The sequence below is a fragment of the Trabulsiella odontotermitis genome, from assembly GCF_001188485.1.
GTDB lineage: Bacteria > Pseudomonadota > Gammaproteobacteria > Enterobacterales > Enterobacteriaceae > Trabulsiella > Trabulsiella odontotermitis_A.
Genome location: NZ_JNGH01000110.1, coordinates 1 through 16,298 on the forward strand (window position 1 = coordinate 1; position 16,298 = coordinate 16,298).

10 protein-coding genes and 6 pseudogenes are annotated in these 16,298 nt (G+C 58.6%); 3 read left to right on the forward strand and 13 right to left on the reverse strand.

Annotated elements, in window-relative coordinates; all coding sequences use genetic code 11:
- The 3 genes and pseudogenes from GM30_RS25700 to GM30_RS25705 all read right to left on the reverse strand — a co-directional run.
- Positions 1-1,287, reverse strand: a pseudogene (locus GM30_RS25700) (Sua5/YciO/YrdC/YwlC family protein); the annotation flags it as partial.
- 63 nt (positions 1,288-1,350) lie between these two features.
- The gene (gene hydN, locus GM30_RS19215) at positions 1,351-1,896 is read right to left on the reverse strand and encodes an electron transport protein HydN (RefSeq protein WP_049849923.1); all 546 of its coding nucleotides are present in this window, start codon (positions 1,894-1,896) and stop codon (positions 1,351-1,353) included.
- 155 nt (positions 1,897-2,051) lie between these two features.
- Positions 2,052-2,863: pseudogene (locus GM30_RS25705) on the reverse strand (LacI family DNA-binding transcriptional regulator); the annotation flags it as partial.
- Between the two features lie 202 nt (positions 2,864-3,065).
- Here GM30_RS25705 and ascF point away from each other — a divergent pair.
- Positions 3,066-4,175, forward strand: a pseudogene (gene ascF, locus GM30_RS19225) (PTS cellobiose/arbutin/salicin transporter subunit IIBC); the annotation flags it as partial.
- Positions 4,176-4,229: 54 nt separating this feature from the next.
- On the forward strand, positions 4,230-5,654 hold the full coding sequence (locus GM30_RS19230; protein ID WP_049849924.1) for a 6-phospho-beta-glucosidase: 1,425 nt from the start codon (positions 4,230-4,232) through the stop codon (positions 5,652-5,654).
- 39 nt (positions 5,655-5,693) lie between these two features.
- Here the strand turns inward: GM30_RS19230 and hycI are convergent, their stop codons facing one another.
- Complete coding sequence (gene hycI, locus GM30_RS19235; RefSeq protein ID WP_049849925.1) at positions 5,694-6,149, reverse strand: hydrogenase maturation peptidase HycI; 456 nt, start codon at positions 6,147-6,149, stop codon at positions 5,694-5,696.
- 155 nt (positions 6,150-6,304) lie between these two features.
- Here hycI and GM30_RS19240 point away from each other — a divergent pair, with 155 nt between their 5' ends.
- Positions 6,305-7,996, forward strand: a complete 1,692-nt coding sequence (locus GM30_RS19240; RefSeq protein ID WP_238582680.1) for a sigma 54-interacting transcriptional regulator — start codon at positions 6,305-6,307, stop codon at positions 7,994-7,996.
- Between the two features lie 156 nt (positions 7,997-8,152).
- Here GM30_RS19240 and GM30_RS19245 read toward each other — a convergent pair whose 3' ends face one another.
- From GM30_RS19245 to GM30_RS19285, 9 genes and pseudogenes are all read right to left on the reverse strand, one after another.
- A complete protein-coding gene (locus GM30_RS19245) occupies positions 8,153-8,560 on the reverse strand; it encodes a formate hydrogenlyase maturation HycH family protein (RefSeq protein ID WP_049849927.1) in 408 nt (135 codons plus the stop codon).
- Positions 8,557-9,269 (reverse strand): annotated as a pseudogene (locus tag GM30_RS19250) (NADH-quinone oxidoreductase subunit B family protein). The gene GM30_RS19245 and the pseudogene GM30_RS19250 overlap by 4 nt, the downstream one beginning before the upstream one ends.
- Complete coding sequence (hyfH, locus tag GM30_RS19255; protein ID WP_049849928.1) at positions 9,262-9,816, reverse strand: hydrogenase 4 subunit H; 555 nt, start codon at positions 9,814-9,816, stop codon at positions 9,262-9,264. Before hyfH ends, GM30_RS19250 begins: the two are co-directional and overlap by 8 nt.
- 10 nt (positions 9,817-9,826) lie before the next feature.
- Positions 9,827-11,498 (reverse strand): annotated as a pseudogene (locus GM30_RS19260) (hydrogenase large subunit).
- 47 nt (positions 11,499-11,545) lie between these two features.
- Positions 11,546-13,135 carry a hydrogenase 4 subunit F gene (locus GM30_RS19265; RefSeq protein WP_049849929.1) on the reverse strand — a complete coding sequence of 530 codons (1,590 nt, stop codon included), beginning with the start codon at positions 13,133-13,135 and terminating at the stop codon, positions 11,546-11,548.
- Between the two features lie 4 nt (positions 13,136-13,139).
- Positions 13,140-13,790, reverse strand: coding sequence for a hydrogenase 4 membrane subunit (gene hyfE, locus GM30_RS19270; RefSeq protein WP_049849930.1), 651 nt, complete (start codon positions 13,788-13,790; stop codon positions 13,140-13,142).
- A gap of 11 nt (positions 13,791-13,801) precedes the next feature.
- Positions 13,802-15,144: pseudogene (locus GM30_RS19275) on the reverse strand (hydrogenase 4 subunit D).
- A 12-nt stretch (positions 15,145-15,156) separates the two neighbouring features.
- On the reverse strand, positions 15,157-16,107 hold the full coding sequence (locus tag GM30_RS19280) for a respiratory chain complex I subunit 1 family protein (RefSeq protein ID WP_049849931.1): 951 nt from the start codon (positions 16,105-16,107) through the stop codon (positions 15,157-15,159).
- Positions 16,108-16,117: 10 nt separating this feature from the next.
- On the reverse strand, positions 16,118-16,298 hold a 181-nt coding region (locus GM30_RS19285; RefSeq protein ID WP_155484012.1), incomplete at its 5' end, for a hypothetical protein.

Below are 16,298 nucleotides of genomic sequence, written 5' to 3' on the forward strand. Positions count from 1 at the left end.
CGGCGAGACAGGCGGCGGCATGGGCGTGATGATGCAGCACCGTCTGTACCGGCAATGCCATCGACGCCGCCCACTGCGATGAGCAGTAGCCAGGATGCGCGTCCGCCACCACCTGCTGCGGCGTAAAATCGTAGATGGCCTGCATCAGCGTCAGCGCATCGCGCCACTGCTGTTCAACGCCCTCATCGCTCAAATCACCCAGATGCTGGCTCAGCACCGCCTGCTCGCCGCGTACCAGGCAAAAGGTGTTTTTCAGATCGGCACCCAGACACAGCATCGGCGGAACCGCCGTAAACCCTGGCGGCAACGGCAGCGCGNNCGGTTTACCGCTCAGATTGCCGGAGGTCATCACCAGCGGACGCTGTAACGCTTGCATGAGCAGATGCTGTAACGGATTCGCCGCCAGCATCACGCCCACTTCATCCAGCCCCGGCGCAATAGCGTCGCTGATATCGGGCACACAGGATTTCGCCACCAGCACGATGGGCGCGGCAGGCGTGGTTAATAACTGGCGTGCTTCCGGCGGAACGGCGCTGGCGTCAGGGATCATCACTGCCAGCGGTTTGGCCGGGCGATGCTTACGGGCACGCAGCAGCGCGACGACGGCGTCATTGCGGGCATCACAGGCAAGGTGAAAACCGCCGATGCCTTTGATGGCGACAATGCCGCCCGCGCTCAGCAGATCAATCGCCGCCTGCAATGCCGCCTCTTTATGCTCCGTCTGAACGCCCTGCTGCCACAGCAGTTGCGGCCCACAAACGGGGCACGCCACTGGCTGGGCATGGNGGCAGGGTTACGATATTCAGCGTCGCAGTCGGCGCACAGCGGAAACGCCGCCATCACCGTAAACGGGCGGTCATAGGGCATGGCATTGATGATGGTAAAGCGCGGACCGCAGTGGGTGCAGTTGATGAAGGGGTAACGGTAACGGCGATCGCGCGGATCATTCATTTCGGCCACGCAGTCGGCACAGGTGGCGGCATCCGGGACGATCTGCGTCGCCATACTGCCCGCGCCGCTTTCGCGGATCGTAAACGCGGTGGGGATCGGCGACCAGTCAAACGGCGAACGTTCTACGCTGTCGATTTTCGCCAACGGCGGGCAGTGGGCGTGGAGCTGAGTGATGAAATCCCCCTCCTCGCCCAGCAGGCGAACCAGCACGCCCGCGCCATCGTTGCAGACATCGCCCACGCGCTGCATCTGCTGAGCCAGTTGCCAGACAAAAGGTCGAAAACCGACGCCCTGCACTTTGCCGCGAATACGCAGCTGTATGCCGTTACTGTTCATGTGCCTCGCTTATGTCGTCTCGCCCCATCTATTCACGCCGACATTAGCGCGGTTGCGGCGATTTTAAAAGGGGAGCGACACGCGCGTGTCGAGCGCCGCACGTCGGCGTTTTTCCGCACTGAGCTGTTCGAGTTTGCTGCGATCGACACACACCAGCGCATGGGTCGGACATGCCGCCACGCAGGACGGGCCATCGTCGCGGTGAAAGCAGAGATCGCACTTGTTGGCTTCGGCTTTGTCCGCCCGTACGCTCAGCCCCGCGCCGCTGTTACGGATCACCGGACGCACCACCACTTCCATTGCGCCATACGGGCAGGCTACCACGCAGGTTTTGCAGCCGATGCAGCGCTCCTGCATCACATGAACAAACCCTTTATCACGGCTGATGGCGCCGTTCGGACAGACATTGGCACAGGGCGCGTCTTCACACTGACGGCAGGCGGTGGCCGTGGAGATATTGACGCCTTTAATGACGTGAATACGTGGCAGGAAGCTTTTTGGCGTCAGCGCCGCACAGTCCTGATTTTCCTGATGGGACACCACGCAGGCCACTTCGCAGGTGCGGCAACCAATGCATCTGCTCGCATCGGCGATGATGAAACGGTTCATCCAGTTCTCCAGCATTAACGGTTAACGCCGGAAGAATGCATAATTCACGCCATCTTTTAACTCATTGATTTTAGTCGGAATGGAAAGGCAGGATCGCTGTCATCGTCACTTGTGACGATGACAGCTGACGACATCAGGCGTGTGGCCCTTTNTGGGATCAGCTCCCCGGTGAAGCGCTGCTGGTATTTGAATTCACCGCCGTCGAGCATGAAAATCACGCGGCCAATGGTTTCTTTGATCATCTCAGTGACGGGAATTCTGACGCTCGCCAGCGGCGGGATCATATAAGGCGCGAGCGCGATATCATCGAAGCCAATACACCTGCTGCGGCACCTTAACGCCGTGATGATGCAACTGCTTGATGACGCCGATCGCCATATCGTCGTTACTGGCGACCACCGCACTGAACATTTCCTGCCGCGCCAGCAGGGCATCCACCGCCTCCGTGCCGCTGGCGGGGGGCCCTACTGGTGGCTTTATGATCGCAGAACACACTGTGGCTGCTGTTGTGCCGCAGACGACGGTTCAGTACCACAATTGGCTGCGCGTGGCTTTCAACCATCTCATCCATCTCTTCGACGCTGAGAAAACGCGGGTAAATCACAATCGCATCACAGCGCATGTCGAGCAGATACTGGATCGCCTCACGCTCCTCTTCAGCGCTGTGCTTACCGTCCGCCAGAATCAGCTGACGCCCCTGATCTTCAGTCATCCGCGCGGCATGAAACAGCAGCTCGCTGAAGTAGACGCCGTGATAAAGCGTGTTGGTGACCACCAGCCCCAGGGTTTGCGTTTTCTGCGTTGCCAGATTACGCGCCAGCAAATTAGGGCGATAACCGCTCTCTTCGATGGCGTGAAAAACGCGATCTTTAGTCTCCTGGCTGACATAGCCATTCCCGGAAAGCACCCGGGAAACCGTGGCTTTCGAGACCCCGGCACGCTTCGCCACTTCCAGCATCGTTGCCATGTTGCGTATCCATGTGAAATTAATCTTCGCAGTGTACTTCAGCCGTTATGCTTTTTCAGCACCCGCCTGCAATTGACGATCTGAATCACAAAATGAAAAATGATTCATCAGATCACTTGTTTCATTGCCTTAAACTCATCATGATTTTGTGGAACCGGTTTCCTACGTGATATTCGTACCCTTAAAACAGGATGACAATCCGATGTCCAAAAATTACCCGGCTCTGGCCCGCGCCGTCATCGATGCTCTCGGTGGCGTTGACAACATTACCGCAGTTACCCACTGCATGACCCGTCTGCGCTTCGTGGTGAAAGATAACGACCGCGTTGACAGCGCGACGCTGAAAGGCCTCAACGGCGTGCTGGGCGTGGTGCGCAGCGACAACCAATGCCAGGTAATCATCGGCAACACCGTATCCCAGGCGTATCAGGAAGTCGTTGCCCTGCTGCCAGGCGATCTCAAACCGGCGGAGTCGACGGAAAAACCGAAGCTGACGCTCCGACGCATCGGCGCGGGTATTCTCGACGCGCTGATCGGCACCATGTCGCCGCTGATCCCCGCCATTATCGGCGGGGCGCNTGCACTGCCCAAAGGCTCGCCCACGCTGACCATTCTGACAGTGATCGGCGATGGCGCGTTCTTCTTCCTGCCGCTGATGGTGGCGGCGTCGGCGGCACTGAAATTCAAAACCAACATGTCGCTGGCGATTGCCATTGCTGGTGTGCTGGTGCATCCGGCGTTTATCGACCTGATGGCGAAAGCCGCGCAGGGTGAGCAGGTGCAGTTCGCCCTGATCCCGGTGACGGCGGTGAAATACACCTATACGGTGATCCCGGCGCTGGTGATGACCTGGTGCCTGTCGTATATCGAACGCTGGGTTGACAGGATCACGCCGGCGGTAACCAAAAACTTCCTTAAGCCGATGCTGATCGTGCTGATCGCCGCCCCGCTGGCTATCCTGTTAATTGGGCCGATTGGCATCTGGATCGGTAGCGCGATTTCCGCGCTGGTGTATACCATTCACGGCTATCTCGGCTGGCTGTCGGTCGCTATTATGGGCGCGCTGTGGCCGCTGCTGGTGATGACCGGCATGCACCGCGTGTTTACCCCGACCATCATTCAGACCATCGCCGAAACCGGCAAAGAGGGCATGGTTATGCCCTCTGAAATCGGTGCCAACCTGTCGCTCGGCGGCTCGTCGCTGGCGGTGGCATGGAAAACCAAAAACCCGGAACTGCGCCAGACGGCGCTGGCCGCGGCGGCCTCGGCCATTCTGGCAGGGATTTCCGAACCGGCGCTGTACGGTGTGGCGGGGGCCGATGTCAACGCGGCAAAAGCCTGATTTCACACAGTAAAGAGGTAACGGATGTCGAGTTTTCCGCAAGGATTTTTATGGGGCGGCGCACTGGCCGCCAACCAGTCTGAAGGCGCGTATCAGGAAGGCGGCAAGGGATTAACCACCGTCGATATGATCCCCCACGGCGCAGGCAGAATGCCGGTCAAGCTGGGTCTGGAAAAACGTTTTCAGTTGCGAGACGACGAATTTTACCCAAGTCACGTGGCGATCGATTTTTATCATCGCTACAAAGAGGATATCGCCCTGATGGCGGAAATGGGGTTCAGCGTATTTCGCACCTCCATCGCCTGGAGCCGTCTGTACCCGAACGGTGACGAGCCGTTTCCCTGCGAAGCGGGGATCGCCTTTTACCGTTCGGTGTTCGAGGAGTGCAAAAAGTACAACATCGAACCGCTGGTGACGCTGTGCCATTTTGACGTACCGATGCATCTGGTGACGGAATACGGCTCCTGGCGCAACCGCAAGATGATCGACTTCTTCACCCGCTACGCACGCACCTGTTTCGAAGCCTTTGACGGTCTGGTGAAATACTGGCTGACCTTCAACGAAATCAACATCATGCTGCATAGCCCCTTCTCCGGGGCCGGGCTGGTGTTTGAGGACGGTGAAAATCAGGATCAGGTGAAATACCAGGCGGCGCACCATGAGCTGGTGGCAAGCGCGCTGGCGACTAAAATTGCCCATGAGGTGAACCCGGCCAACCAGGTCGGCTGCATGCTGGCGGGCGGCAACTTTTACCCGTACTCCTGCAAGCCGGAAGATGTCTGGGCAGCGCTGGAGAAAGATCGCGAAAACCTGTTCTTTATTGACGTGCAGGCGCGCGGCGCCTGGCCGGCCTACTCCGCACGCGTGTTCCGCGAAAAAGGCGTGGTGATTGTCAAAGATCCAAGCGACGACGAGGCGCTGAAAAACACCGTCGATTTTGTCTCCTTCAGCTATTACGCCTCACGCTGCGCCTCGGCAGAGATGAACACCAACAACACCAGCGCGGCGAACGTGGTTAAATCGCTGAAAAACCCGTACCTCGAGGCCAGCGACTGGGGTTGGGGGATCGATCCGCTGGGGCTGCGCATTACCATGAACATGATGTACGACCGCTACCAGAAGCCGCTGTTCCTGGTGGAAAACGGGCTGGGCGCGCGCGATGAGATTGATGCCAACGGCGAGATCAACGACGACTACCGCATCAGTTACCTGCGCGAGCACATCAAAGCAATGCGCGATGCTATTGACGACGGGATCCCGCTGATGGGTTACACCACCTGGGGCTGTATCGATCTGGTGGCCGCCTCGACCGGTGAAATGAGCAAGCGCTACGGTTTCGTCTATGTCGATCGCGACGACGAGGGCAACGGCACGCTGGCGCGCACACGTAAGAAATCGTTCTGGTGGTATAAGAAAGTGATCGCCAGTAACGGGGCGGATCTTGCGTAATGTTCTTTTGCCGGGCGGCGCTTCGCTGCCCGGCAAAACTCAGAGTCGGGAAAAACCACCGTCCCCTTCCCACCCGGCCAGCCGTGAATACACGGTTTCCACTGCCGCTTTAATGTTCGGCGTCATCGGGTAATAAAATCCGACAATATCCGGCTGTATGCCGACAAAAATCACCTCACCAACATCTTCTTTCAGTTGATCCACCAGGTAGTTCAGCGGCATGTTATGAGTGGTCATCATGAACATCTCAGCGATATCGTCCGGGTCAATAATACGGATCTCGCCGGGGTTCAGCCCCATATCGGTGGCATCGACAATCATCAGGCGTTGCGGCGTGAGTTCGCGAATCGCCGCCACGTCGCGTTCCGGCGCGCTGCCGCCGTCAAAAACAATCCACTCTCCCTGCGGCGCGGCGGCGCACATTTCTGCCAGCAACGGACCGGCACCGTCGTCACCCATCATGCTGTTGCCGACACACAGTAATACGCTGGTCACAATTATCTCCCGTTTAAACCCGCCTTATTGAAGAAACACCTACTGATATCAACGAAACCTCAGCGCCGAATATCTTATATTGCACGCAGCGCGTGAATACTGATCTCAAATAGCATTGCTACTATCAGACGATATCAATCGAACAGGCTTAAGAGATGAATGACATAAAGACGTTGTCAGGCAAGAAAATAAGAACTATTCCCATTTCAAATGACGAATGGAATAAGCACCTGATAGCGATGATTAATTCCGGCGTGGAACCGGAACTGCTGGAATTCTTTCATCAGTTAAAAGCCGAACGTGACGAATATCGTATTCTGGTCGATATCACCAACTCAGTGCTCGCGCACCTTGACCGGGACGGACTGGTCAGCGCTATCTCGGAAGATATTCACCGTTACTTCGCCATTCCGTCAGTGGCCATCGCCTTTCTGGATGGCGGCAGTGCGGGCCATTTTCTGGTTATCCACTGCCTGTGGAAAGACAATGAACGCTATTACTGCGAGCCGAAAAGCTATTCGCTGGCCGACAGCGACATTCAAAATCGCCTTCAGCACCCGCAGGCCGTCGCCCTGAGTGCAGAAACGTCTGAACCGCTACTACACGATCTGTACAGCGCAGGCATGCAGGTCGCATTGCTGCTACCGCTAACCTTTAATTCCCACTCGCCGGGTATTCTGATCCTTGCTCATACCGATATCAGCGCGTTTACGCCTGCCGTGTGTTCTCTCTTAGGGCAAATTGCTTCGCGGATCAGCATTGGCGTGGATAATTCCAATGCCTGGGATGAAATAACCCGGCTTAAAGATACGTTAAAACAGGAAAATATCTGGCTTAACGAACAGATCCAAAATGCCGAAAGCCTGAACGATATTATTTTCCAAAGCGCAGCGATGAAAAATCTGCTCCGTCAGGTAGAAATTGTCGCCGCCAGCGACAGCACCGTTTTACTGCTCGGCGAAACCGGCACTGGCAAGGAACTTATCGCCCGTGCGATCCACAAGCTCAGCCCGCATGCTGCCGGGCCGCTGGTGAAAATTAACTGCGCCGCGATCCCCGCAAGCCTGCTGGAAAGCGATCTGTTCGGTCATGAAAAAGGGGCATTTACCGGTGCCACCAGCACCCATATCGGGCGTTTCGAAATGGCGGAAGGCGGGACGCTGTTTCTCGACGAGATTGGCGATATGCCGCTTGAACTGCAGCCCAAACTGCTGCGGGTGCTGCAGGAGCGTGAAATCGAACGCGTGGGCGGTCATCAGGTGATCCCGGTGAACGTGCGTGTCGTAGCCGCTACCAACCGCAATCTGAAGCAGATGGTTGAAGAGAAAACCTTCCGCAGCGATCTCTTTTACCGCCTGAACGTCTTCCCGGTGGAAGTGCCGCCGTTGCGCGATCGCCCCGAAGACATTCCGCCGCTGGTGACGAGCTTTACCCGCAAGCTGGCGGCGCGGATGAATAAGACCATCGATACCGTGCCTGCCGCCGGGATCCAGGCACTGTGCCGCTATCCGTGGCCGGGCAACGCGCGGGAATTGCAGAACGTCATTGAACGCGCGGTGATCCTCACCCAGGGCAGCACGCTGAATTTGCAGCTCAGCGATTTGAAAATATCAGCAGCCGCAGCCCCGACGCCTCCCGTTCACCCCACGCCGCGAAAACTCCCTGCTATGTTCAACCCGCAGACGCCGGAAAGCGACGACGCCGAGCGGGATCGCATTCTGCAGGCGTTGCGCGAAACCAACGGCATTGTCGCCGGGCCAAAAGGCGCAGCCAACAAGCTGGGATTGAAACGCACCACGCTGTTGTCGAGGATGCAGCGGCTGGGGATTAATACGCGGGAGCTGTAAAAACCTGGCCTAAACGCCTGGCCCAGTAGGCGTAATTGGTGCAGACAGTTTGGCCACGGACAGCGCGGAAGAACCGGAGCGTACACGTAGTACGTGAGGATTCTGAGCACTGCCCAGGGTCAAACTGGCAAACAAAATAGCCTAATGGGCCAGGCGTCAGTGAAGCTTAACAATCAAATAGATAGCCGGTTCGCGTTCAATCTCGGCCAGCAGTTCGATCAGGCGCAGGCTCCAGCTTTTGAACGGTTCAGCACCGGTTTTGCTCAGCGCATCAACGGTGTGCGCCAGTAACGAGGTATGCGTCGAGTCGATGGTGATTTCACCGAACTTCAGCAGCCCGCTCAGTTTGCGCCGCCCTTCCCCTTCCGGTAGCAATGCCAGCCAGTCATGATATCCGTCCAGCGGGCATTGCAGCTCCGTTTTCAGGCAGTCAATCATGCCAACGTGGTGACCAATCGCCAGCGAGTAATACATCACCTGCTGGCTCTCGGCGGGCATGTCGTCGTCGCTGTCGACAAACTTCTGCCACAGCGACCAGAAGGTCACTTTTCCTGATTCGCTCATGCCACCACCTGCCCGGCCACAATGCCCGTCAGTCGTTGCACAATCTCCGCCAGCCGCGGATCATTCTCCTGCTTAAGCCAGGCTTCTACGCCTGCGGTCTCCTGATGCTGCAGGAGATCGAGGAAACGATGGCTGATCATTTTCCCCTGCCGGTAACCCGCCATCCGCCGCGCCTCGCGCTCCACCGAGACGCGCAGACTCAGTGGAATACCGGGCAGGATCGGCGACGGTTTTTCGTCCTCGCCCTGAACGTGATCAACGCCTTTGAGCTTCTGCTCCAGCAGGCCCAGCGCCACGGCAAAACCGTGGATCGTGGCTGGATGGTGTCGCTGCCGCCCCAGACGCAGTAGAGATCGTGAAAGATCCCACCGCCCACGCCGCAGGCGCCGTAAGAGATACAGATTTTCGGATCCGGAGCCGATTCGTACGCCCGCAGTGCAGGCATACGCATGGCGCGGGTGACGGCGCCGGTAAACAGCAGAATATCGGCATGGCGCGGCGACGCCACAACCTTAATGCCAAAGCGTTCGGCATCAAATACCGGCGTGATAGCGGAAAAAATTTCGATTTCACAGCCGTTGCAGCCGCCGCAGTCCACGCGGTAAACATAGGCTGAACGCTTAATATCTTTCAGCAGCGTTTGCTTCATCCGCGCAACGTCGTCAGTCAGCGTAATCGGCTGGCTGACGTGATGATTAAATTCACTCATGACGCTCCTCCGCGACGGTAAAACTGATGGGCTGCCGGTCATGGCTGGCGAGGGTCTGTTTGCGTTTGCACGACGGGCAGGTGCTGAACTGCGCGCTCATGCCCGCCAGCGCGTCGTCGCTGACGCCGGACTGTCGCAGCAGCTCCACGGCATATTGCACCGATTTTTCCGGCGTGAAGGGCTGATGGCACGCCACGCAGTGCTGCAGACGGAACACCGCTTTCACGTACAAATCGGCTTTGTTGGTTACCGCCAGCTCGAAATCCTCCGACAGCCGGATGGCGTTCGTCGGGCAGACCTCTTCACAACGGCCGCAGAAAATACAGCGACCAATAAACAGCTGCCAGATGCGCTCGTTGCTTTCCGGATGGGTTTCCATGGTCAACGCATTGGCCGGGCACGCCATGGTACAGGCAGCGCAGGCGATGCACTGCTGCGGATCCAGCTCCGGTTTGCCACGGAAGCCCGGACACACCTCCAGCGGTTTGAACGGGTATTTCACCGTCGGTTCACCCGCTTTCAGGATGGTTTTAAACAGTTTCAGCATCGTTTAATCCTTACTTAAGCGGCGACTGGGTACGCTCAATGCCATAACGTTCAATCTCTTTGTAAGGCACCGTGGTGGACTTGCGTTTACGCACATCCACTAAGGTCACGCGATCGGTGCAGGAGTAGCACGGATCGAGGCTCCCGATAATCAGCGGCGCATCGGAGACATGATTGCCGCGCAACATGTAGCGCAGCACCGGCCAGTTGGCGTAGGTCGCCGCACGGCAGCGCCAGCGGAACAGCTTCTGGTTATCGCCGAGCATGCTCCAGTGGACGTCTTCCCCGCGCGGCGCTTCGACATACCCCAGCGCGAACTTGTGCGGCTGATAGGTAAAGCCCTCGGTCAACAGCGGCCCTTCGCCCATGGTTTCCAGCGCGTATTCGATCATCGCCAGCGAGTCAAAAACCTCTTTCACTCGCACCATGACGCGGGAGAACACATCGCCGCCGTCGAAGGTAAACAGGGATTTCGGCAGGTTGCCGTAGTCGGCATAGGGGTGGTCGAAGCGCATGTCGCGTTTGAAACCACTGCCGCGGATCAGCGGGCCGACCGGGCTGTAATCGCGCGCTACCTGGCGGTCGAGGATCCCGACGCCCTGAGTACGTTGCCCGATGTTCGGCGTCGCCAGCAGCATCTCCACCAGGTCGCTGACCTCGGCCCGCATCTCGCGCACCAGCTGCAGGGTTTTAATCCGCTGCGCTTTCAGAATGTCGCGGCGGGTGGCGCCNACCGTAGGTTTTGCGTGAACCGGTGAGCAGCTCCGCCATGGTCATCGACTTTTCACGCACGCGGAAGAACTGCATAAAACCGGTATCGAAGCCAACGAAATGGCTGGAAAGCCCGATATTCAGCAGATGGCTGTGCAGGCGTTCCACCTCCAGCAACACAGAGCGAATGGTGTGCGCCCGCTGCGGCACCACAATACCTAACGCATTTTCGACCGAGGTGGCATACGCCACGCTGTGCGCAAAGCCGCAGATACCGCACACGCGGTCAGACAGGAAAGTGACTTCGTTATAGCCCATTCGCGTTTCGGCGAGTTTTTCCATGCCGCGATGCACATAGAACAGGCGGTAATCGGCATCAACAATCTGTTCGCCATCGACAAACAACCGGAAATGACCGGGCTCATCCGAGGTGATATGCATCGGACCCACCGGCACCACGCGCGCGCTCTTGTCGCCATCGTTAATGAACGGATAGGTTTCGGTCTCCGTGGTGGGTGCCGGGCGCTGGCGATAGTCCATGGTGTCTTTACGCAGCGGGTGCATATCGTCCGGCCAGTCATCCGGCAGCACCAGACGGCGCTCATCCGGCAGACCAATCGGCTTCAGGCCGTACATGTCACGAATTTCACGCTCGCCCCACACCGCCGCCGGAACGCGCGGCGTGACGGAGGGAAACTCGAGGGAGTGATCCACCAGCGCTTTCACCACCACCCAGCACTTCTCGCCTTCTTCCATCGACAACGCATAGTAAACGGCAAAATGGCCGTTGAGTGTGCGCTCATCGTTGCCGAACAGCACCGGCAGCCAGCCGCCGCACTGATAGTAGAGAAACTCGACAATCTCCGGCATCACGTTCATTTTGACGGTAATGGTGAGCTGGTCGTTGGTCTGGCGTTCTTCATCGATAATGGCGCCGGGGAATTTCTCCCGCACCGCCGCCACATAGCCCATACCACGGAGACCGCCCTGCGCAAGATCGTTCATATATTGTTGATAACTCACTTCATTTCTCCAGCACACTCGCGGGTGCAATCACTGTGATTCGAGGAGGTGGCAACGTTTGCCACCCAGGGCCACTGAAACGTCCGCTGCGGAGAGGCTTTCATCACCACCGAGGCGGCGTTCTCCAGCATGCGACTCACCGGCTGCGGAATATGCGTGCCCATCAGGAGCATCAGCACCAGCAGGATCGCCATCGGCAGCGTGGTCAGCAGACCCAGCTCACCGCGACTGGTCGCCTCAGGCGCGGCACCAAACAGCAGGCAAGCCACCATGCGCACCAGACCGCCGAGCACCACGGTTAACAGCAGCAACAGGACGATGGTCAGCCACAGGTGCCCGGCCGCCAGCCCTGCGGTCACGGTCATAAATTCACTGAGGAAAATGTTGAAGGGCGGCATCCCGCCGAGCGCCAGCGCGCCGCCCGCCAGCAGCACCGCGCTGAACGGCATCAGTTTGAGCATGCCGCGCACCACGCCCAGATCGCGGGTGCCGTATTTGAGCAGCACGTTACCGGAGCCGCAGAACAGCAGCGTTTTCGCAAGGCTGTGGTTGAGGGTGTGCAGCAGCGCGGCCAGCACGCCCAGCGGGCCACCGATACCGAGCGCCACCGCGATAAGCCCCATATTTTCCACGCTGGAATAGGCCAGCAGACGCTTGACGTCGTGCTGTACCAGAATGAAAAACGCTGCCACGGCCACCGACAACAGGCCAAAGATCAGCAGCAGCAGACCCGGGAACTGCGGGCCAATGGCCTGGCTGATGATGATGTAGAAGCGAATAATCACCAGCAGCGCGCAGTTGAGCAGCACCGCCGACAACAACGCACTGGTCGGGCTTGGCGCTTCACTGTGCGCGTCCGGCAGCCAGGCATGCATCGGGAACAGCCCGGTTTTGGTGCCAAAGCCAATCAGCACGAACACGAACGCCAGGTGCATCAGCGTCGGATCAAGCTGTGCGGCATGTTTCAGCACTTCGGTCCAGAAAATAGCGTTGCCCGGATCCGGCATAAAGCTTGCCGCATTGGCATACACCAGAATGGTGCCGAACAGGCCAAACGCCACGCCAACGGTACAGATGATGATGTACTTCCACGCCGCTTCCAGCGACGAACGCTGGCCGTAAATGCCCACCAGAAACGCTGAGCTGAGGGTGGTGGCTTCAATCGCCGCCCACATCACAATCAGGTTATTGCTGGTGACCACCAGCATCATGGTGAACAGAAACAGATGGAAGAAACCGTAGTAGTTGCACAGCGTGGCGACAGAGATTTCCCCTTCGTCCACCTCGTGACGCATATAGCCCATCGAGTACAGCCCGGTCAGGAAACCGATGAGCCCGAGGATAGCGAGAAACAGCGTGCTCAGGCTGTCGACGTGCAGCCACAGATTGCTGGAGAATATTTCCCCCTGCAGCCAGACCGCGCGAACGGCGTAGAACGTAACGCCCAACAGCGCGAGAATGCCGACGCCATGCAGTAGCGTCACCGCCGAACGGGCCGCAGCGCCGAGCAGTCTGCAGGCAAACGCCAGCAGCGAAAACAGCAGCGGCGTGACGATGAGAAACGTAAAAATCGCATTATGACTCATGGTGTTATCCCTTCAGCGCCGTCAGTTTGTTGACATCCAGCGTGCCGAGCGTGCGCCAGATTTTCCTCACCAGCAGCACCATGACGATCACCGCAAAGATGGCGTCGGTGGCAATCCCTATCTCCACCAGCTCCGGCGCTTTATACGCCAGCAGGGCGAGAACCAGATGTGAACCGTTTTCCATCAGGCAGTAGCCAAACACCTGTTTGAGGATATTGCGTTGGGTCACGATGCACAGCAGCCCCAGCAGGAAGTGGCCCAGCGCCACTGCCAGCGCAGGTTTCAGTTCATGCAGCAGGGGCAGCGCCACCGGATGCACCACAAACCAGCACAGCACCACAATCACCGCCGCGGCGACCATCAGCATCGTTGGGCTTACCAGGCTCACATCAGCGGCCGGGTCGGCGAGCTTACGCAGGGCATAGCCCATAATCAGCGGCACCAGCACCACCTTGGTGAGGAAGGCGCTGAATGACCACATCAGCAGTTGTTCGGAATCCAGCGTTCTGGATAAGATGAAGAAAATCAGCACCAGCACCAGCGACTGCAGGGCATAAAACCAGCAGGAGCTACGCGGATGCCTGGCACCAATCACCAGCAGTGATGTCACCATCATCAGCCCGGCGAGATTATTAACAATTAAGGTTCCGGTCATCATCGACTCCCTTAGTTAAGCCAGAGGGCAGCAATCACGCTTGAGCACAGCGACATCACTACCAGCACGACCAATACCACACGCATGGCCAGCGGCAGCGGCGACATCTGCGCCACTTCCGGGCTCGGCTCCCCGGGCACCACGCGACCAAACCAGTAAATCAGCCAGCCAAAGCTCGCGACCGACTCAATCAGCACCAGCACCATGACCGGAATCAGCGCCCAGTCGTGCGTGGAGAGCGAGAAACCGGCGGCAAAAATCGGGAATTTACTGAAGAAACCGTTGAACGGCGGCACCCCGGCAATCGCCAGCGCGGCGACGCAAAAGCCGATGCCGAGCAGCGGAGACTTGCCCATCACGCCGCGCAGTTTCGGCAGCAGGCGCGTACCGCAGCTGTAGCTGAAGGCCCCGGCCACCAGGAAGAACAGGCTCTTGGCGAACGCGTGGTTGAAGATGTAGGCGATCCCACCATCGAAGGCTTCTTTCGAGCCCAGCACCGCCAGCGACAGCGCAAGGAAAATGTAAGCAAGTTGGGTGATGGTGGACCACGCCAGCAGGCGCTTCATGTCTTTCTGCGGCAGGGGCATCAAACCCCCACTTTCACCATTGAGGCGGCGTGCAGGTAGGCACTCACCGGCGTTGGCGCTTCCATCGCATCCGGCAGCCAGGCCTGCAACGGTAATTGCGCCGATTTCCCCCACGCGGCGAACAAAATCCCGCCATAGACGATATAGCTGGCGCTACCCGACAGCTGGCTCAGTGCGCTCAGCGCAAAGGTGCCGGTGTTGAGGAACAGCGTGGCGGCTGCCAGATACAGCCCCAGCGACGCAACGTGGGTAATCAACAACGCTTTCATCGCCGAACGCTGGGATTTTGGCGTCTGGTAGTAACCAATCAGCGCCCAGGAACAGCCGCCGGTAATTTCGAAGAACAGCAGTTGCCCGAGCAGCGTTGAGGAGAGCACCAGCCCCGCCATCGCCCCAATGAAGATAAGCAGAAACGCGTAATAACGATTGCCGCCGTCATGCGGGTGTTCGCGGTTGCCGGTAGTCAGATAACCCGTTGAGTACAGGCTCACCAGCAGACCGAGAAACACCACCGCAAAAACAATCAGCGTGCTGATCCGGTCAACGGTGAAGCCAAAGAGCGCCACACCGTGGTAGCTCACCAGCGTCCAGGTTTCCGCCACCTTGCCGCCAGCAAGAAACTGCCAGCCGAGCGCCACCGTGCCAAGAGTTGCCAGCAGCGCGAAGACAGTACAGACGATGCGCGCCCGGCGCTGCGGCAGGCAGGCCGTCAGCAGTGCGCCGATAAACGGCAGCAGCAGGGTCGTCAGCGCTATTTTTGCCATCATTAGCGGCGCTCCTTACAGACCGGTAAAGTAAAAAACGAAGGCCAGCACCGCGATGCCAAAGCCAAGCCAGGTCACGCGGTGGGTCAGCAGGAAGCGTCCGCGCGCGAGTGAGTTCTCAACGATGGAGGCCAGCACAAAGACCACCACCAGCTTGATAAGCATCACCACCAGCGCCAGTAGCAGCGCCGATGCCGTGAAGCTCGCCGCCTTGCCAAACGGAATGAACACCGCGAGGAACATCTCGGCGACCACCACCTGCTTGAGGCCAATCCCCCACTTCACCAGCGCGAAATCCGCACCGGAATATTCGGTGAGCGGCCCTTCCTGCAATTCCTGCTCGGCTTCCGCCACGTCAAAGGGGATTTTGCCCATCTCAATAAACGCGGCGAAACCGCAGGCGAGGAACGCCATGAAAATCGCCAGCGGCGATGACCAGCCCTCTGACAGCACCGCGCTGATGGTGCCAATGTTGGTGGAGCCGACAATCAGCGCCACCACCAGCAGACCGAGGATCAGGATCGGCTCAACCAGAATGCCGAGAGTCAGTTCGCGGCTGGCGCCAATCCCGGCGAAGGTACTGCTGCTGTCGAGCCCCGAGAGCGAAAAGAAGAAGCGGAACAGCGCGAACAGATACAGCAAGGTGATGAGATCGCCCGCCCCGCCGAACGGCGACGTACGGGTAAAGACCGGCAGCGCCATCGCCACCAGCAGCATGCTGCTGAGCAGCACCCACGGCATCACGCGGAACATGGCGCCGGACTGTTTCGGCCCCACCGGCTGGCGTTTCATAAGCTTGCCGAGATCCCGGTAGTCCTGAAGAATGCCCGGGCCACGGCGCGACTGCATGCGCGCGCGGATCTGGCGGGAAATACCGGTCATCAGCGGCGTCAGCGCCAGCAGCACCACCGCCTGACAGAGCGCAAACAGCCCCATTCCCCACGCTGGCGTTTGTTGGATTAACATCTCATTCTCCTCACAGGGCCACGGTCAGTAACAGAACGACCAGCGCCACCACCACGTACAGGCAGTAGAGGCGGAAGTCCCCGCTCTGCATCCGCTGGATACCAGCCCCCATTCGCTGAACCAGGCGCACCAGCGGCCAGATAATGCGATCGTCCCAGAACGGCTCGACCGCCGCAGCGCCTTCGGTAACT

Bases quoted from the DNA above. Each gene is read 5' to 3' on its own strand.
- GM30_RS19230 (WP_049849924.1), top strand. From the start codon at position 4,230: ATGTCGAGTTTTCCGCAAGGATTTTTATGGGGCGGCGCACTGGCCGCC.
- GM30_RS19245 (WP_049849927.1), bottom strand. From the start codon at position 8,560: ATGAGCGAATCAGGAAAAGTGACCTTCTGGTCGCTGTGGCAGAAGTTT.
- GM30_RS19240 (WP_238582680.1), top strand. From the start codon at position 6,305: ATGAATGACATAAAGACGTTGTCAGGCAAGAAAATAAGAACTATTCCC.
- hyfE (WP_049849930.1), bottom strand. From the start codon at position 13,790: ATGACCGGAACCTTAATTGTTAATAATCTCGCCGGGCTGATGATGGTG.
- GM30_RS19280 (WP_049849931.1), bottom strand. From the start codon at position 16,107: ATGTTAATCCAACAAACGCCAGCGTGGGGAATGGGGCTGTTTGCGCTC.
- GM30_RS19265 (WP_049849929.1), bottom strand. From the start codon at position 13,135: ATGAGTCATAATGCGATTTTTACGTTTCTCATCGTCACGCCGCTGCTG.
- hyfH (WP_049849928.1), bottom strand. From the start codon at position 9,816: ATGCTGAAACTGTTTAAAACCATCCTGAAAGCGGGTGAACCGACGGTG.
- hydN (WP_049849923.1), bottom strand. From the start codon at position 1,896: ATGAACCGTTTCATCATCGCCGATGCGAGCAGATGCATTGGTTGCCGC.